The following is an 18,265-nucleotide window of genomic DNA, read 5'->3' on the forward strand; positions in this document are numbered from 1 at the left end:
TGTTTATAGTCTGGGACAGCGTGAAATTCAAGAGGCTCGGCGTTTTGTTTCCATAAATTCAGCCATGCTACGGATGTCTGTGGTCTCGCAAAAAAACTCATCTTTGACCTGCCGGTTGAGGTGATGTGCATAGAACGCGGCTGAATCACGAGTCGCCTCCCCCCAAATGCGCTCACAGCCCAGATGACTGGCGATGATGCAGATGGAGCGGAAAATACTGATGCCGACGTTGCGCACTGCATGAAGTTTCCCGCTGATGGCCGGATGCACAAAGAGCAGGTCAATCATGAGATGATGGCACCAAGTCCTACGCACCAAAGCACCTCCGAGGATGTCGGGGAACCAGTCGGCGGTGACTTTGAGGTTGAAGCAAAACTCTCCCTCGGCGTCGGTGGCGATCATGCGCTGGAGGGAAACGAGGCTCTCGGCGGAGGTGCCTGTTTCAAAGTAGTGCTGCCAGCGCTTGGCGGCGAAGCAGGCGAAGTCACAGGCATCCGCTGCACGAGCCTGCATGGCTGAATCATTCTCCAACTCAAGCGGCACCTGCCAGCGTGTCACAGCCTGCACATCGGCGTCGCTGGAAAAGTCGAGTGTGACGATGGCTGGCTCTTCGCCGCGAAACACAGCGAAGGAGATCGGGATGGGTGGTGGCATTTCAAGCATGCTGCTCAGGGGTTGGTGTGATCTTTGAACTTCAACCCTCAAGGGCCACCAAGCGATCCGACACGATAGTCTGGTAGCGGGCTTTGGCTTCGTGGGAGAGGAAGGAGCGGGTGATGAGGTTTTCAACTGCCGCACGTTCGGTAACTAGACGCTTGAGAATGGCTTCGGCGCGGCTCTCCTGAATGCCGAAGCGGGAGGCGAGTTCGACGAATTCAGCGCGTTTGGCGAAGCCGTTGGCCTCGAAGCTCGGGGTGGTGAAGTCGGCGAAGAAATCCAACGCGGTGCGGCTTTCGGTGGGCAAATGGAGGCTGGTGCAGAGGAGGTCGTAGGCGGGACTGAGGGCGGAGTCGCCAAAGGGTGTCTCCAGCAAGGAAAAGTTCTTCAGGTGGGCATCGCCGTTGCCGCAGAGGTAGTTGCAGGCGATGAGCGCAAAGAGCCGCTCGGATTCGATTTTCCAGGCGGGGCAATAGCGGCGGAGCAGGCGGCCGAGTTCCTCATGGCTGCCGTCGTATTTGTAGTTCTCACCGTGAGTGGCGCGGCTCTTGCCGGCGAGCTGGCAGAAGTCTTCCTGGGCGAGCTTGCGACCCGTGGCGGCATCGCGATCAAAGCGGCGAACGATGTAGGCGGGCTCGCCGTCAGGAAAAAACACGAGCCCGCAAGCTGCCGTGCGCAAGCCGAAGACCTGGCTGGCGATCTGCATGGTGACGTGCTCGTTGGCGGGCACATCCGCGACGAGATCCAGCGTGCCAGCCAGCGCACGCGGCACGGGCTTGAGGATGAACTGTCCATCCGTGTCGGTCGGTGTGAGGCGGCCATCGACCAGCCGGAGCGAGATTTTGTCCTGCACGCCGGAGATGGAAATGCGTGGCGCGGCCTCCCGGCGAAACTCGGCAAACACTTTCTGCTCGAAGGGCAACATAGGCGCGACACGAATGCCACCCCACAGGCTGCGGATGGCTGCAGCGGAGTAAGGCTGGCCACGCGTGGAGCGCAGCGTGCTGAGGCAGAGATCGGGCGGGAAGCTCATGCGGGCACCTCCTCGACGGTCACCGCGCCGATGACGTCGTGACGGGTGGTTTTGAGCAATCGCGTGAAGTCGTCATCGGGGTCGATGCGATGCAGGCGGCATTGGAGTTCCTTGAGATTGCCTTCGGCGAGCAGGCCCGAGAAAAAGGGGAACAGCACGGGCGACTCGAACTCGGCCTGCTGCAACGGCAGCGTGAGACTCACGGGCCGAGCATGGGGTTTGGCGAGGTAGTCTGGGCGATAGTTGAAGGCGTAGTGACCCTCGTCACGCCGCTGGACTTGGCCGGCGAGTTCACCGCCATAATAGACATTTCCGATGCGGCTCATGCGCCTGGTGGATTGGCTGAGTCGTCCAGCCTCTGGGGTTCGATGGTGCATTGAAGCCCGAGGCAGAGTAGCAGGCGCTCGATCACATCGAGTGATGGGTTGCCTTTGCCTGATTCGATGTTGCTCAAGGTATGCACGGAAACAGTAGCCAGGCTCGCCAGATCCTTTTGCAGGATGCCCAGCGTGCGGCGGCGTTCGAGCAGCCGTGCGCCGATGGTGAGGGCTAGATTTTTGTCACCGAGTTTCATTATAGTGCAAATATCTCTCTCGAATCGGTCGAGTCAACGGCCTTGGCCGCTCCATTATTCACTATAATGAATCATGGATCATCAACTGCGCCTGCCCGTCGATGAGCATGTTGCCGCTGGTGACGACGTGCTCGCCGAGTTTGAGGCCTTCGAGGACTTCGTAGTCGCTATCGCCGATGCGGCCGAGTTTGAGGGTTCGTGGCTCGAAGTGGCCGGTGGCTTTTTCAACATAGACGCGTGGCATGTTGCCGGGCCAGAGGACGGCGCTGCGGGGGACGGTGAGGGTTTCTTCGGCTTCGATTTCGACGGTGCCCTCGGCAAAGAGGTTGTTCTTTATTTTGCGCTCGGGGTTTTCGAGAATGACGCGAACGCGGGCGCTGCGGGACATGTCGTCGAGGTTCGGCGAGACGCTGTAGATGCGGGAGGTGAGAGTGACGCCGGGGAGCGAGGCGGTGCGGAGTTTGACGATCTGGCCGGCTTTGATGAAAGGCACGTCCTGCTCGGGGAGCATGGCGTGAAACCACATCTTGGTGAAGTCGGCGACTTCGAACATCTTTTGGCCTGCTTTGACGGTTTGACCTTCGGCGACGTAGGACTTCACGATGGTGCCGCTGCGCGGGGAGAGCATGCCGAAGTAAAGGTCGTTGGGCTGGCGCTCGGGGATGGTTTTGATCTGCTCCCACACGAGGCCGTAGTGCTCAAGCTTGCGCTTCGCGTCCTCCAGCGGCGGTCCACCGGCGGTGAAGGCGTCTTTGTAAATCTTCGCAGCAGCGAGCAAGGTGGGGCTGAAGATCGTGGCGAGCGGTTGGCGCTGCGTGACGGTCTGGCCTTCGTGATTCATCGAAAGGCCGTCCACACGGCCATCGACGGGTGCGCTGATGATGCCGTGGCGAGAGTCGTCCTCGCCGATCATGCCGGAGATGCGCAGCGTGCGCTGGAGTGGCTGTTTTTTGACCTCGGAGGTTTTCACACCTGCCACACGCACACTGTCAGGCGACAACAAAACCAGCGCGGCAGCAGCGGTCGGCGGCATCACGCCGCACATGGCACCGCTGACGAGATTCATGCCGCAGAGCGTGCAGCGGTCCTGCGCACGTCCACGCACGGCGGGATGCATGGGGCATTGGGCTTCGGGAGGCGTCGCCATTGCCTCGGTAGCAGATTTTTCCTGCCGAAAGGCGATGCCTACAATGGCGAGCATCGCGATGCCGATGGCGAGTGGAGCGGACTTCATGATGGAGAGGCGTGAGCCGCTATGGTGCCGTGATCGTCGGCACTTTCACGCGGTAAAAACCGCGCACACCTTGCAGCCGCGTCGTGTCGGTCTCGGTAAAGCTGGCGCTGTTGCCGTCGCTGGTGACGGAGCCGACATCGCTCCATGTCGCGAGGTCGGGCGACCACTCGAGTGTGTAGGTGGTGCCAGGCGTGGCATTGAAGTCGAGCTGGATGAGCGAGTCATTGCCATAGCGGGTGAAGCTGGCGACGGCGAGGTCTTCGACGGCGTTGTTTTGCACCACGAACTGGCCCATCGCGCCTTCATCCTCATGATTGGAGAAGTGGCAGTGATACATGAAGGGATTGGTGTTGCTGGCGAAGCCGTCGAACTTGGCGATGAAGCTCACGGTCTGGTTCTGGCCGACGAAGAGTGTGTCCTTCCAGCCTTCCTCGAAATTTTTCACGCCAACATTGTTGCCGCCGGTGCGGGAGATGAGGTGGAACTGCACATCATGAATGTGGAAGCTGTGACTGAAGGCGGAGGTGTTGGAGATGTTCCAGCGCTCGACGGCGTTGAGGTTGAGCGTCTGGTTGATGACGGTGGGGGAGTAAACCACGTTGTCGAAGCCGAAGGGGATGCCGCTGCCGGGGAAGCCGTTGGTGAAGGTCACGGTGCGGGTGTTGGTGACATCGCCGAGGCCGTAGAAGGTGTTGGTGGTGAGCGTGGCGGGTAGCGTGGTGACGGGGTTCGCGGTGGCGGCACCGACGTTGATCTTGAGCACGGTGAAGGTGGTGTTGTTCAAGAGACTGCCGAACTGGCCGGTGGTGCCGGGTTCGCCGCCGGGGAAGTCATTGGCCTGACCGGTGTTGAAGGCCTGTAGGTTGAAGGTGGAGCCGATGGTGTCGGCGCTGAGATCGACAAGGATTTCCGCACGCTCGCCGACTGCGAGCACGAGGCGCGTGAGTGCGACCGGCGTGTTCACGAGGCCGCCGTCGGTGGCGATTTGATAAAAGGTGCGGTTGTCACTGAAGCCGAGGTTGTAGCTGCGCTCGATTTCGGCATTCAAGATGCGTAGGCGCACGTATTGCTTCGGCAGCGTGGTCTGGGCCGCGAGCACGCCGTTGGTGAGCATCACGTCGCCATACGCGGAGGCGGTGGTGACGATTTGATTGGCGGTGAAACGGCGGCTGGTCAGCGCGAGCGGGATGTCATCCACGCCGTAGGTGCGCGGCAGGTTCAGCGCGGACTCGATGGGATCACGGATGATGATCATGCCGCCGCCGCCGAGAGAGAGGTGCTTCTGCGTGAACTCATGCAGATGCGGGTGATACCAATAGGTGCCGGCGTTGTTATCGACCTTGAAGCTGGGTTTCCACGTGGTGCCGGTGGGGATGGTCTGATGCGGGCCACCGTCCATGATGGCGGGGATATGGAAGCCGTGCCAGTGCGTGGTGGTGGTCTCGCCGAGGTTGTTGGTGAGGTTGATCTGCACCCAGTCGCCTTTGTTCATGATGAGTGTGGGGCCCCAGAACAGCATGTTGTTGTAGGCGTAAGTGTTGGTGGCGGTGCCGGTGTAAAATTGCTTCGTCGTGGTGTGCAGGTTTAGATTGAAGGTGGTGCCGGTCATCACTTCGGGGATAATGAGCGGGTTATTCGTCTGCGCGGTGGTGAGCGTGACATTCACGGGCGCGGTGGTGGTCGCATTGCCTGCGGCATCATAGGCAACAGCGGTGAGGCCATTGCTGCCAAAGCCGAGCGGTGCGCTGACGCTCCACGTAGCAAAGGCGTCTGCGGTAGTCGCTGTGACGCCATTGACGGTCACGCGGCTGATGCCGGAGAGCGCATCGCTGCTGGTGCCAGTGACGGTGATGCTGTTGGTCGCTGTCGATGTGCCGCTGGCGGGTGATGTGATCGCCACCGTCGGCGCGATGTTGTCCTGTGTGCTCGAAACGACATTACTATAAGCCGAGGAGCCGATGTTGTTCGTCGCGAGCACGCGGTAGTAATAGGTCGTGCCGCTGGCGAGATTGGAAAACGTGGCGCTGGTGCCTGTGATCGTCTGTGAGGCCAAAACGGTGCCGAACTCGGCCGCCGAGGCGATTTGAGCCGTGTAACTCGTCGCACCAGCCGCAGCGGGCCAAGTGATCGTTTTGGCCGTTCCTTGGCTGTAAGCCGATAGCGCGGCCAAAACGGGCGCTGCGGGCGCGGTGGTGAAATTAATGGTCAAACTGGCTCCGCGCGTCGTGTTGCCGGTGCCGTTCGTCGTGTTCGTAAAAGTGATGGTGTCGCTGTAACTGCCGCTGGCGAGCGAATTGGCCGTGGCGTTGATCGAGGCCGTCACCGTGGTGCTCGCACCGGCGGCGAGCGTGCCGCTGGCGGCGTCGAGCGTGAGCCACGCGGCGGTTTTGGCGGCGGTCCAGTTCATGCTGGCGTTGCCGGTGTTGTTCAGTGTGTAAGTCGCACTCGCGGGCGAAAAGGGGCCGCCAAAACTGCCGCTGGAGCTGAGATTGCCCGCTGGCGTCACGGCGAGCACGGGTGCGCCCGCAGTGACGGTGTAGGTGTTGCTCGCGCTGGTGGTGGTGACCGCTGCGCTGTCGGTGGCGGCGAGGGTGTAGGTGACGACGGTGCTCGTTGGCTGCGCAGGAACATTGGCGCTCCACACGTTGCCGCTGGTGTTGGTCATGGCGACGTTCACTGGAGTGCTCGTCGCGCCAACCGTGACTTTAATGTCGTCCACACGAACGGTTGGCGCTGCATTCATGCCACCACCGGCAAAGCGGAAGCGCAGCTTCAAAGTGCTGACACGTTCGGCAGCACTGAGCGTGTAGCTCTTCTGCGTGAAGCCGTAATTGGTGGCCGTGGCTTCATTGATGCGCGTGGTCCATGTCGCGCCATCGGTGGCGGTTTGGAAATCCCAACCCTGTGCTCCGGTGATGCCCGTCGTCGAAACCCAGAACTCCACCGTGCCTGAGGAGCCGGTGGCGTTGATGTTGTTCGTCGTGGTCATCGTGTTCTGGGCGATGTTGGGTGAGTTGCCAAAGACCTCCATGCCGAACTGATTGCCATCTCCGACCGCTGTGTGATTGCCCGCTGCGGTCTGCCGGAAGGGCGATGACGGCGGGCCGGCGAAGGTGATGGTCCAAGGATAAACCACGCCTGCACCCACCCACTGAGTGACTGCCGCAGTCCCCATCGTCTCATTGAAGATTACCGTCGGCGAGGTGCTGCCGTTGTCATAAGTGAGCACGGCGGAGGAAATGGTGCGGCCTGCGCTCGGTGTCAGCGTGGCGGAAACGGTGACGACGTCCACGCTGGTCGGTGTGCTGGGGGTGATGGCGATGCCGCTGATGGTCGGCGCGGTGGGCACGACGGTGAGGGTGAAGACGCTGATCGCCGTGGCCGCGCCATCGCTCACGGTGAGAGTGATGACGGCGCTGCCGGTTTGGCCCGTGGCGGGTGTGAGCGTCACGGTGCGACTCGCGCCGCTGCCGCCGAAGACGATGTTGGCATTGGGCACCAGCGTGGTGTTCGCCGAAGTGCCGCTGAGCGTGAGCGAGGCCGCGCCGGTGTCCACATCACCCACCGTGAAGGCGATGGCGCTCGTCGCGGTGTTTTGATTCGTGCTTTGGGCACTGATGCTGCCAATCGTCGGCGCAGTGTTGGTGCCGGTGACGCTGAGCGTGAAGGTGGTGCTCGTGGTGACGATGCCGTCGCTCACATTGATCGTGATGACCACGCTGCCGGTCTGACTTTGCGCGGGGGTGATGGTGACCGTGCGGCTTTCAGCGCTGCCGCCGAAAATGATGCTCGCATTGGGCACCAGCGTCGTATTGGCCGAGCTGGCGCTGAGCGTGAGGCTTGCGGCGGTGGTTTCCGCATCGCCGATGGTGAAGGCGATCGCACTGGAGGCCGTGTTCATTGCCGTGCTTTGCGCGGAGATGCTGGTGAGCGTCGGCGCGGTGTTGGGGATGCCTGCGGCGTTGTAACTCGTGCTCGTGGTCTGTGCGACGGTCGCTGCGGTCATGCCGTTGACATCATAAGTGGCCAGCGCCGTGCGGTTCACACGGCCATACTCGGTGCCGGAGGCCGCCAGCGTGGCGTAAGTCGAAGCGGTGGAGATGCCGGTGGCGACGAGGCCCGTGGCTTTGCTCGTGAAGGGTGAGAAGCCTGCATTGGCCGACGCATCGACCGAGTAAGTGCCACCCTCGACGGCACTCCACGTCAGCGTCACATTCGGTGCCGCAACGACCGGCGTGCTGATCGTGATCGGCTTGCTGGGGCCGCCGATGAAGTGCTGCGTGAGCGGCGTGTCCGCATTCATCACGGCGGCCGACGATGCGCCGCCGGAGGGCGTGCCGTAAAACGCGCGGCCAGTGGTGTAAGGATACTGCGGCGTGCCATCCGCATTGATCGGCGTGAAGTAAGCCCACGTCCCACTCGGGAACTCCGGGGTGAGGCAGAAGCGCACGTTTTGCTCATTAAGATCAAAGCTCTGCACGGTCGCACCAGTCGTCTGCGTCTGGCCCAGGTCACCGCGATAGTCGAAGTCTTCGATGTAGTGGCCGAGCAAGTAAGCGCTGCCGACCGCTGTGGTGACGGCAGGACCATATTGGTTCGCCGCCAGTGTGGTGCGGCTCTGCACTCGCTGTGCCCACAGTGGCAAAATTTGGCGCACGGTGATCGCCGTGGTGCCGTTGGTGCCATCACGCAGCGTGAAGCCAGAGATCATGCGCCGCACACCACTGCTGGCGTTGGTGGGATCGCTGTAGCCGTAAGGTCCATAGACGGGCAGCCCATCCGCCGCCCAGGCGACGATGGGCGAGTGTGCGGTCGGCGCAGCGGCACTCTCGGTGTAGCGATTCGTCGTCGCATTGTAGTCCACATGATCGCCGAGCTGATAACGCAGGCCAATGGGGTGCGCGTGGTAGTGGTAATTGTTCCCAGCTTGATGCGCGAGGCCCGGATCAAACGTCACGCCTTCATTGTGATAGCCGTCGCGATTCCAGATGCCATCGCCCGTCAGTCCATTCACCGGCGTGGCGTCTTGCGCACTCGCATTCACATACGAGAACGCATCACGCGAATCAAACATCGACACGCCATTGACCATGCGCCCAGTGGCCCCGAGTCCGGTGAGCGTCTTCGTGCCCGGAATCACCGGCACACGCGGGAGGCGATACACGACAGCGGTGTTCGAGGGGAAATTCGGGAAGTTTGTCGTCTTCGCCGCATCCAGATACCACGGCCCCATGATGTGCGAGGCGAGACCGGTGGTGCGGATGTAAACCCAGCTCGCCGAGTGGTTGATCTCATTCACGTCCGCGTAAGTCGGGTTCGTCTGCGTGCCCGTGCCACGGCTCCAGGTGGTGGAGGTGGTGCCCGCCGTTTCATTCGCCGTGCTCTGAAAAATACGTGCGTATTTGCCGGAGTTCGCCGTGAACCACGACGTGAGCTGCGGGTCCGCATGAGCTGCGGAGAGGCAGGTGAGTAGGGCGACGAGGATACAGCGTTTCATAGTGGTTGGAGTCTTACTCATTCATAGCCAGTCGAACCTTACGGAATAATGAAGTTCTGATGAATTTGTGTTTATTTTTGGGCGATACCTCAGCGTGAACTAGACATTTCTCCCTGCACGAACGTCCCCCAGGCAGTATTCGCCCCAAGACATGAAGAAGTGAGTCTGGAGGAGCTCGTGCCGACAGGAATGTCTGCATCACACTCGCTCACTGCCCCGTCACTCGCACGCGGACGAATTTCTTCGCGGCGCTACTCATCGCGGGCAGCACACGCACGGTGACGGTCTCGGTGATGCCATCGGGGTTGGCGATGATGCTCACGGTCTCACTTGTTGAGCCGGGAGAGGGCCAAGTCGTGAGGTCATCACTGATTTCGACGGTGTAGATCAAATCGAGGGCTCCGATGCGGCGTGGGTAGCTGACTTCGAGGTAGCCGCTAATCGCGGTGCTGTGTACGGCTTCGGCCTCGTGGGTCTGCGGGTTGGTGTTAAAGGCGTATTCGAGGAGGTTGCAGCGTCCATCGCGGTCGATGTCGCCGAGTGGGCCATTCGCTGGGTCGGTGTTGATGGCGATTCCATTGGCGAGCTTCCAGGTGTCAGGCACGCCGTCGTTTTGGCTGCTGACGGGCTTGATGACGGTGAGGGTGCCTGCGCCGCTGGTGGCGGTGCCGTTGGCGCTGCTGACGATCACGTCGTAGCTGGCGGTGATGATGCCAGGCAGGGTGAGCGTGGCCATGAAGACGCCGTTCACATTCACGCCTGCCTCGGTGATTTGGTAGTAGCTCGTGGCACCGCTGATGGCTGTGCCGTTCTTCCGCCACTGCACGCTGGGGACTTTGCCATAGCTGGTGAAGGGCGCGTAGAGCGTAATGCTGTTGCCTTGCTGAATGCTCTGCGTCTGTGGTGCTTCACCGATGTGCGGCGGATAATTCTCGGGAGTGATGTCGGTGATTGCGGTGGTGAGGGTGGTGATGATCGTGGCATACGCGGCGTTCGCGGCGAGGTCGGTGGTTTCATAGGGATCATCCGTCATGTTGAAGAGTTCATTGGTCACGGGCGGGCCTTTGGTGCGGATGAGTTTGAACATCTTGCTGCCGCCGAGCACGGGATCGGTGAAGGTGTTGAGCGCGGCGGGTTTACTTACCGCCGTGACGAGCGTCGATGGGCGCGTGACGCCATTCGGATTGCCGCTGTTAATCGACTGCAAGGCGGGCCAGAGATTGAGGCCGTCGAAGGCTTTGGTGTTCTGCGGTGTGACACCGGTGGCCGCGCAGAGCGTGGGGAAGATGTCGCCGATCCAGACATATTGATGGCTGATGACGTTGGTGGACAGCACGCCGGGCCAGCGGATCGCAGCGGGCGTGTGGATGTTGCCGCCGTCGTAACTGTCCTGATTTTTGCTGCCACGCAGCGGATCATTGATGGAGCCGGTGGGTTCATTGCCACCGTTGTCGCTCATGAAAACGACGATGGTGTTGTTGGCGATGCCTGCGCTGTCCAGCGCACCGAGCACGCGGCCCATGGCGACGTCCATGCAGTCCACGGCGGCGCAAAGTGTGCGCCGTGCGGTGTCGGTGACGCCGAGGTTTTGATACTTCGTGATGTAGCTCGCTGGTGCCGCCACACCGGCATGGACCGCATTGAAGGCGAGGTAGAGCAGCATGGGCTTCGAGGGATCTCGGCTTTGAATGAGCGAGACCGCTTTATCCGCGAGCAAGTCGGTGGAGTGACCGCCGTTGCCTTGCAAATCGGTCGTTTCGTTTTGTGTGATGCCATTGAGCCACCAGTCCACGTTGTTGTTCAAACCGGGATCGCTGGTGCGATGGGTGAAGTAATTGATCGCGCCGCTATACTGCCCGTAGTGAGTGTCCCAGCCGCGATTGTGCGGCAGGTAGGCGGGGCTTTCCTGATTCACGGTGATGGTGGAGCCATTGAGCGTGGTGGTGGTGTTGTTGTTCGCCCAACCACCGAGGTGCCACTTGCCGCACATGTAGGTTTGGTAACCCGCCGCCTTGAAGGTCTGTGGCATGATGTGTTCACTGAGGTCGAGGCCGCGATTGTTGCCTGTGGCGGTGCGGATGGTATTGCGCCCGGTGAGCAGACAAGCACGCGAGACACTGCACACGGGCGTGGTGTAGAACTTCTCCAGCCGGATGCCGTTAGTGAGAAAGCCATCCATGTTCGGCGTCTGGATCGGCACCTGACCAGCGGCTGTGTGATAGCCGACATCGCCCCAGCCTTGGTCATCGGTGAGGATGATGACCACGTTTGGCGGCGTGGTGAGTGCGGTGGTCGTGTAGCTGCCAGCGTTGGTGATCGTCGTGGTTTGGCCATTGCTGTCGGTCGCGGTGATGGAGTAGGTGACGGCGGTGCCAGTAGCTTGTGCTGGAAGAGTTGCCGTGAAGGCACCGCCGCTCGCTGGGCCGCTCATCATCACTGGAGTCGGCGCTGCGCCTGAGGTCGTGACGACCACAATGTCGTCGATGCTCACGCTCGATCCCGTGGGACCGCCGACGCCATTGCCGACGAAGCCAAAGCGCATCTTCAGTGTGCTCGTGAGGTCAGCGGCGAGCAGATTGTAGTGGTAGAGCTGATAACCGTGGACGCTCGCGGTGAACTCCGACACCCGCTCGGTGAAGGTTGTACCGTTTGGCGCGAGTTGGAAGCTCCAGCCGTTCGTTTCCGTGAGTCCGACGGTGCGCACCCAGAATTCGACATAGTTCGTTGTCGTCGATCCACTGGTGAACGTGCCCGTGGCGTTGATTGCATTCGTGGTGGTGACCATCGTGCGTGTCGGATCTGTGCTCGACGCCAAGCCTTTGCCAAGCACGACTCCGCAACTGCCCGTGATGCCCGTCGTGTGATTGGAAGTGCCTGCGGTTTGCTTGATATTACCCGCACCGTCGAGCGAGGTCGGCGTCCAGGCATAAGTCGCGCCCGTTCCATCCCAACCGCCCGTGGCGGTCGCGGTGGTGGCCATCGGTTCATTAAAAACGGTCGTGGTGGTCTGCGTGCCGGTGCTGTAGCTCAAGGTGGCACTCGTGATGGTCGCACCAGACGCAGGCGTGATCGTGGCGCTGATCGTTGGCGTGTGAGTATTGCTCGGAGCAGCGGGTGTCCGCGTGATGCTCGTGATCGTCGGCGCAGGCACCACACCGGTGCCGGTGAGGCCGATGTCAAAGGTGATGTCACTGCTGGCGATGTACAGTGCGGCGGATTTTGCTCCGGCACTGCTCGCGTTGAACTGCACCACGAGTGTCGTATTGCCACCCGCAGCGATGCTCGACGCGGGCGAGATCGTGACGGAGAACAGCGCGGCGTTGGCTCCATCCACCGTGACACCACTGATCGTGAGCGCGGTGCTGCCGCTGTTGGTGAGCGTGAACGTCTTCGACAGCGTGCTGCCGACATTCACATTGCCATAGCCAATGGTGCTGATGCCATCGGTCAAGGTGGTGCCAGCTTGCGTGACCACGAGCTGCGTGGTGACGGCTGGAGCATCACGCACGGCGAAAACGGGATACGTGCTCGCATACGGCTCATAGCTGGTGATGCCTTGTTGGTTGCGCGATGGTGATGCGGTCGTGGTCACGCCAAAGTCCACAAGCCATGCCTGCGTTGGCGTCCCACTCTTCACCGAGGTCGATGACCAATACGCAGTGCCTGTCGCCGCCGGAAACAGCACGCGATTGATGCACGGATTCGTCGTCACTGCGGATGCTGTGGCTTTCGGGATGTCTTGCAGCGATTGCAGCTCTTTCACATTCGGCAGACGCCAGTCGCTGAAGCCCGCAGTGGTGAGTCCTTCGGCATACGTCAGCGCGTTCGCCCATGTTTGCGCCGATGCAGGCACCTGTGCCCACATGAGGCCAGTGTCGAGATCGGTGACGGTGCCGTCGTTGTTGTTGACGTAATGATGTCCCGTCGTCGGCTTGGTGCCGCGCACATAGCGTGCGTGATGCCGATTGGCTCCACCTGCGCTGATGGTCGCGGTTTTGTTGTGTGGCCCGAGACCACCACCAGTGTTCGTACACCAGACTTTGGTGTTGTCGCCATAGAACAGGTCGCTACTCCAGAAGTAGCCCGGTGTGCCCCCCGCGTTGTTGACGAAGTAGGTCGGGTTCAGCGCGGGGTTGCGCTCGTGATCGAGGATGAGGAAGGCTTCCTGCGCCGTGGGCAATCGCCAGTCGGTGTAGCCTGCGAGTCCGAGTGACGTCGCGCCGGTACGAGCACTGTCCCAGGTCATCTCGCCACTGTCGGTCTTTTGCCACATCAGACCTGTGTTGTTATCGGTGATCGTGCCGTTGCCATTGTCGGTGAACGACGGAGCATTGCGTGTGTAGTCGCTGTCTTCGCCAAACGTGGCCGTGGCGCTCAGTGTTTGGCCGGTGTCCGGCAGTTTGGCCATGCTCCAGGGCGCGAGCGGGTAGTAGCTGAAGCGAGCCGCGCTGGTGTAGGTCGCGTTCGTCGTACCGCTCGCACTTTGCGTGCTCACCGCGACCGTGTGAGCCACGCGATCAATCGTGTAAGTCACATGGTAAGTCGTGCCGCTCAGCGTGTAGGCCAGGTCATATGAATCCACCGCTGACCGCGTGAAGCTCGTGATCACCGCACCCGCCAAGGGTGAGCCAGCAGGCGCAATGGAACTCGCGGTAGGCTGTGGATCGATCTGGCCACCAAAGTTCACCACCGCGCCATGCATCGCATTCATCAGATACGGACTCTGCGGCCCCGATGCGACGGAACCCCGTGCATGATAATGATAGCCCCACCCGCCGTGATCATGCCCGCCATCCACATCCAGCGCCTGCTGAGCACTGCCATCCGGCTCCACATAGCCGTAGATCGGATAACCATCGAGCGCCCAAGCACAGGGCTTGTCCGGCGTGAGCACACTGTAAAGATGCGTCGGCGCGATGTGGTAATGATAGTCGTCCGCACGGCCGCAGTGACCGCCATAAGCATCCAGCTCGCCAATCGCCTGCGAGAACTGCCCCGTGTTGTTGCGCGGATTGAAGATCGGAATGCCATTCGCTCCCAAGGCCACCGCCCCACGCAAAAAATTACCCGTGAGCGAGATCGGCGACGCCGCAGGCACCGGCACGAGCGGGATCTTCCAGACATTCGGCTGCCCATAGCCCAGCGATCCCGTATCCGGCTCTGGATTCGTCACATTGCTGAAATAGCCGACAGGAATCGGCAACTGCTGCTGCCACGCCGTGATCCCCACCATCGGCGTCGGCATCAGCGTCGCATCCGGCATGGAATCGCACTCCACATAAAAGTAGCTCGCATCGTTATACACCCGCACTCCCGGTTTGAACGGCTCAAACGACGAAAACATCAGCGCCGCATTGCCCGTGCCCGGAACCGTGGCCGAATACGCAAACAGCGCCGCAATATCAAACGCCCCCAGCGCCGCGACTTGCGTCTGCTTAGCCACCACCGGCTCCTGCTTCGCCAAAGCCATCCGCTTTGCCATGAACTCATCCGCGATGTGCTGTCGCAGCGCCTCTTTGCTCAAAGGCAGGCCGCGGGAGTCGGTGGTATGCGCCGCTGCGTTTACCGCGAGGAGCAGCAGGACAAGCGCGGAGCCGCAAAGGGTGAGTTTCATGGTTGCCTCATCGAAACCCGGCGACGTGACTGCGTCCTCCACGATTCGATGACAGAACTGTAATTTTTGCCCCAGTGGGTTGTGCAGAGACTCGGAATCGGACAGCTTGGCAGCGTGAAAGTGCTGCTTGTCGAAGATGACCGGAAGATCGCCTCCTTTGTGACCAAAGGCTTGCAGGAGCAGGGTTTTGTCGTGGATGCATGCCGCGATGGCGATGCGGGCTGCGATCTGGCGCTGGAGCAGCCTTATGATGTCATCCTGCTCGATGTCATGGTGCCTGGTCGCGATGGCCTGAGCATCCTGCGTCTGCTGCGTGAAAAACAAATGCGCGTGCCAGTGATCCTGATCACGGCACGCGGTTCGCTCAACGAACGCATCGAAGGACTCAACCTGGGCGCGGATGACTACCTGCCGAAGCCGTTTTACATCGACGAACTCATCGCCCGCATGCACGCGGTGATGCGTCGCGCAGGCGGCGACTCTGTCAGCGTGCTGCGTGCCGGTGATGTGAGCGTGAATCTGCTCACGCGTGAAGTGAAACGCGGCACGCAGAGCGTGGAGCTGTCCGCCCGCGAGTACGCGCTGCTCACCTGCCTGATGCGCTCACCCGGTCGCGTCTTCACCCGCACGCAGTTGCAGGAGCGCGTGTGGAATTATCACCACGACCCCGGCACCAATCTGGTGGACGTCTATGTGCAGCGTGTGCGGCGGAAAATCAGCGATGATCCCGAACAGCCGCTCATCGAAACCCTGCGTGGTGTGGGCTATCGTTTTCGCGCGTCATGAAAAGCCTGAGCTTCCGACTCCAAATCGCGCTGCTGTCCGCGGTGCTGACCAGCACCCTGCTCGCGGCCTGCGGTTACGTGTTCTGGCAGGTGAACGAGCAGATTCATCTCAACCGTCTCGATCGTGAGCTGCGCAACCTCGGCTCCGCCAACCTCGATCGGGTATTTCGCAAGGATCACTGGGAGCGGCTGGAAAACGCGCTCGATTTCATGGCCGGGCCGCAGTCTGGCCGCTACATCATGCTCGTGCTCGAACGCGATGACACGGTGCTGCACCGTTCCGTGAACTGGCCGATGTCCCTGGACGCACCTTCGCTTCCCGTGCTCGCCAAAGAAGCCACGGAACAGCCCGAGGAACTCGATCCCGCCAGCCGCCTGCACCGCGCACCACCGCCTGCTCGTCCTGGAGAGCCGCTGACACGCAACAACCCACCGCTGCCGCGCAAGCAGCCCATTCTCACCACCCGCAGCATCGCAGGCCGCACCTGGCGCATCGGCGTGATGGGCAATCCGTACACCACGCTCGTTCTCGGCGCCGACATGGTCGAAATCGAAGCAGGCATGAGCGAACTGCGCCGCGCTTTCATGATCGGCCTGCCCATCGTCATGCTGTGTGTGGCCGTAGGTGGCTGGTTGCTCGCCGGTCGTGCGCTGCGGCCGGTGCGTGTGCTTACCCAGGCCGTGGAAGGCGTTCATGCCCACGATCTCGATCAACGTCTCGATCTCGCCGGCCACGACAGCGAGTTCCGTCGCCTCGTCGAAGTTTTCAATGCCATGCTCGCACGCTTGGAGACGAGTTTTCATCAGTCCAACCGCTTCACCGCCGACGCCGCGCACGAACTGCGTTCCCCGCTCGCGATTTTGCAAGGCGAGCTGGAGCAGGCCTTGCAGCACTCGCCTGATGACTCCGCCGAGCAGCGCCGCATCGTGCCGCTGCTCGATGAAGTGCAGCATCTCAAAGCCATCGTCGAAAAGCTGCTCCTGCTCGCCCAGGCCGATGCCGGCAAACTGCCGCTCGATCTGCAGCCGGTGAACGTGAGCGACATGCTGCATGAAGTCATCGCTGATGCTGAAATCCTCGCCAACGGACTGCGCATCGAGCACGACATCGCATCAGACTGCGTCGTGCGGGCAGATTCCATCCTGCTACATCAATTGCTGCAAAATCTCGCCGCCAACGCTCTGCGCTACAACCAGCCCGGCGGCTTCGTGCGCTTCACGCTCGCCCAAGATGAAAAATCACTGCGCATCACCGTCGCCAACAGCGGCCCTGGCATTCCCGAGGCAGATCGCATAAAAATCTTCCAGCGCTTCCATCGTGCCGACGCCGCCCGCAATCGCGCCGAAGGCGTCGGCCTCGGTCTTGCCATCGCCCGTGAAATTGCGCGGGCACACGGCGGTGAATTGGAATTGCTCAGCTCTGCCTCGGACGAGACCTGTTTTGGCCTGACGCTGCCACTTTAACGCTTCAATTCGTTCAACATCTCCAGCAGGTTCTTGGTGAGAATGACCGAAGTGTCCTCCTGCACGTTGTTCGTGCCGATCCACGTCTCATAGCCGCCGAGCTTGTGCTGTTCCGGCGTGGGCAGGTAGCCGTGACGACCGTTGGCGAGGCCGATGACCATCGTTTGCGGGAACGGGCTGCGTTTTTTCAAATCGAGGCCGATTTCGACGAAGGTCTCGAACGGAATGGCACACACCGCAAGATCGCCGATGCGGATGGCCTGAATTTTGACGGTGATGGTTTCCTCCGGACGTTCAGCGGCGCTCACCACGCTGCCAGCGTAGTTTTTGGCGAGACGCGGCAGTTTCTCGATGGCCTCCTTGTCCTTCACCGCCAGCACCGCCTTCGCCTCGGCGACTTCCTGGTCATTGGGACGACGATACTTCAGAGTGATCTCGCGCTGGAGCATGCCGAGGCGCGCTGTGGCATTGTGTTTGCCGATTTTTTGATGCGCAAACCATGCTGTGTCAGCAGCTTTGGCCGCGACGAGGCGAATCTGCTCAAACGGCTCACGCGGAGGCCGCGTGACACCGAAGGGGATGTTGTTGATGTCGCCCGAGGTGCCGTTCGACATCATGGCGACGAAGGTTTCATCGCCACGCACGCGCGAGGGTACAACGCGTGCGAACTCGCCGAAGTAATCGGCCGACATCTGGCCGTCCGGCGCACCGCCGACATAGTGCAGCGAGTAGTTCGCGAACAACGCCAGCGGCTGCCGCTTTTCGCCCTGCACGGAGATGATCGTGATGTCGGGGTCAGTCGGTCCGGCGGGATGATCCAGCACATCGGGACTGGTGCCGGGATTCATCTTCACCGTGTCCATCCTGCCGAACGGATTCAGCGGCATCTTGCCCGGCTTCAGATACCAGCGACGATTGAACACTTCGTCCGGCAACGGGTGCGAAGCTGCTCCGACGGCGGCTGGCTTCAACGCCGCATGCGCCTTGGCGATGGATTCGGCCACGCCCTCGACAAAGAGTTTGTAGTAGGCCGCCGCAGCCTCGCTGCGGGTGTTCAACGACGGCCCGCTGTGCGTGTGCGTGGAACTGATGAGCATGTTCTCCGGCTTCATGCCCGTCTTCGTGGCAGCCAGCGCCTTGGCTTCATTCAGCACATCGGGACCGGCACCCAGATTGTCCACCACGGCCATCGCCAGTGTCGTTTTGCCGTCATCGAGCACCAAGGCGCGTGCGTAGAAGGGATCATGCGCCTTCTCCGCCATGTTCGCGCTGAATCCACCGGGCATGTTCATCGGAAATTGCCTCGGCGTGATGTCCACTGCCGCAGCACCGGCGCGGAGCGTGGATTCTTCGGCAGTGCAGAGCGTGGTGGAGACAAGGATGAGACCAAGCGTGAGGCATTTCATG

At 61.2% G+C, this 18,265-nt stretch carries 10 protein-coding genes; 2 read left to right on the plus strand and 8 right to left on the minus strand.

The window, feature by feature from the left end; all coding sequences use genetic code 11:
• Window positions 1-27 precede the first annotated feature (27 nt).
• The 7 genes from ACKVY0_RS15995 to ACKVY0_RS16025 all read right to left on the minus strand — a co-directional run bounded on the left by ACKVY0_RS15995 (window position 28) and on the right by ACKVY0_RS16025 (window position 14,609).
• On the minus strand, window positions 28-654 hold the full coding sequence (locus tag ACKVY0_RS15995) for a hypothetical protein (RefSeq protein ID WP_409215823.1): 627 nt from the start codon (window positions 652-654) through the stop codon (window positions 28-30).
• Window positions 655-694: 40 nt separating this feature from the next.
• Window positions 695-1,690 carry a type II toxin-antitoxin system HipA family toxin gene (locus ACKVY0_RS16000; RefSeq protein WP_409215824.1) on the minus strand — a complete coding sequence of 332 codons (996 nt, stop codon included), beginning with the start codon at window positions 1,688-1,690 and terminating at the stop codon, window positions 695-697.
• Window positions 1,687-2,016, minus strand: a complete 330-nt coding sequence (locus ACKVY0_RS16005; RefSeq protein WP_409215825.1) for a HipA N-terminal domain-containing protein — start codon at window positions 2,014-2,016, stop codon at window positions 1,687-1,689. The genes ACKVY0_RS16000 and ACKVY0_RS16005 overlap by 4 nt, the downstream gene beginning before the upstream one ends.
• On the minus strand, window positions 2,013-2,264 hold the full coding sequence (locus tag ACKVY0_RS16010; RefSeq protein WP_409215826.1) for a helix-turn-helix transcriptional regulator: 252 nt from the start codon (window positions 2,262-2,264) through the stop codon (window positions 2,013-2,015). The genes ACKVY0_RS16005 and ACKVY0_RS16010 overlap by 4 nt, the downstream gene beginning before the upstream one ends.
• 61 nt (window positions 2,265-2,325) lie before the next feature.
• Window positions 2,326-3,498, minus strand: a complete 1,173-nt coding sequence (locus tag ACKVY0_RS16015; protein ID WP_409215827.1) for an efflux RND transporter periplasmic adaptor subunit — start codon at window positions 3,496-3,498, stop codon at window positions 2,326-2,328.
• A 19-nt stretch (window positions 3,499-3,517) separates the two neighbouring features.
• Window positions 3,518-8,995, minus strand: coding sequence for a multicopper oxidase domain-containing protein (locus tag ACKVY0_RS16020; RefSeq protein ID WP_409215828.1), 5,478 nt, complete (start codon window positions 8,993-8,995; stop codon window positions 3,518-3,520).
• Window positions 8,996-9,203: 208 nt separating this feature from the next.
• Entirely contained in the window at window positions 9,204-14,609 is a 5,406-nt protein-coding gene (locus ACKVY0_RS16025) for a sulfatase-like hydrolase/transferase (RefSeq protein ID WP_409215829.1), read from the minus strand.
• Window positions 14,610-14,723: 114 nt separating this feature from the next.
• Here ACKVY0_RS16025 and ACKVY0_RS16030 point away from each other — a divergent pair, with 114 nt between their 5' ends.
• Window positions 14,724-15,395 (plus strand): response regulator transcription factor, encoded by a 672-nt coding sequence (locus tag ACKVY0_RS16030; protein WP_409215830.1) that lies wholly within the window; start codon window positions 14,724-14,726, stop codon window positions 15,393-15,395.
• Window positions 15,392-16,858 carry an ATP-binding protein gene (locus ACKVY0_RS16035; protein ID WP_409215831.1) on the plus strand — a complete coding sequence of 489 codons (1,467 nt, stop codon included), beginning with the start codon at window positions 15,392-15,394 and terminating at the stop codon, window positions 16,856-16,858. Before ACKVY0_RS16030 ends, ACKVY0_RS16035 begins: the two co-directional genes overlap by 4 nt.
• On the opposite strand, the gene ACKVY0_RS16040 is transcribed toward ACKVY0_RS16035, so the two are convergent.
• Window positions 16,855-18,264 (minus strand): neutral/alkaline non-lysosomal ceramidase N-terminal domain-containing protein, encoded by a 1,410-nt coding sequence (locus ACKVY0_RS16040; RefSeq protein ID WP_409215832.1) that lies wholly within the window; start codon window positions 18,262-18,264, stop codon window positions 16,855-16,857. The genes ACKVY0_RS16035 and ACKVY0_RS16040 overlap by 4 nt on opposite strands.
• Between the last annotated feature and the right edge of the window lies 1 nt (window position 18,265).

Source organism: Prosthecobacter sp. (assembly GCF_046154365.1).
Lineage (GTDB): Bacteria > Verrucomicrobiota > Verrucomicrobiia > Verrucomicrobiales > Verrucomicrobiaceae > Prosthecobacter.

What these genes read in the sequence shown, in the direction of transcription:
- ACKVY0_RS15995 (WP_409215823.1), bottom strand. Translation starts at nt 654, where the DNA reads ATGCCACCACCCATCCCGATCTCCTTCGCTGTGTTTCGCGGCGAAGAG.
- ACKVY0_RS16000 (WP_409215824.1), bottom strand. Translation starts at nt 1,690, where the DNA reads ATGAGCTTCCCGCCCGATCTCTGCCTCAGCACGCTGCGCTCCACGCGT.
- ACKVY0_RS16010 (WP_409215826.1), bottom strand. Translation starts at nt 2,264, where the DNA reads ATGAAACTCGGTGACAAAAATCTAGCCCTCACCATCGGCGCACGGCTG.
- ACKVY0_RS16020 (WP_409215828.1), bottom strand. Translation starts at nt 8,995, where the DNA reads ATGAAACGCTGTATCCTCGTCGCCCTACTCACCTGCCTCTCCGCAGCT.
- ACKVY0_RS16005 (WP_409215825.1), bottom strand. Translation starts at nt 2,016, where the DNA reads ATGAGCCGCATCGGAAATGTCTATTATGGCGGTGAACTCGCCGGCCAA.
- ACKVY0_RS16040 (WP_409215832.1), bottom strand. Translation starts at nt 18,264, where the DNA reads ATGAAATGCCTCACGCTTGGTCTCATCCTTGTCTCCACCACGCTCTGC.
- ACKVY0_RS16035 (WP_409215831.1), top strand. Translation starts at nt 15,392, where the DNA reads ATGAAAAGCCTGAGCTTCCGACTCCAAATCGCGCTGCTGTCCGCGGTG.
- ACKVY0_RS16015 (WP_409215827.1), bottom strand. Translation starts at nt 3,498, where the DNA reads ATGAAGTCCGCTCCACTCGCCATCGGCATCGCGATGCTCGCCATTGTA.
- ACKVY0_RS16025 (WP_409215829.1), bottom strand. Translation starts at nt 14,609, where the DNA reads ATGAAACTCACCCTTTGCGGCTCCGCGCTTGTCCTGCTGCTCCTCGCG.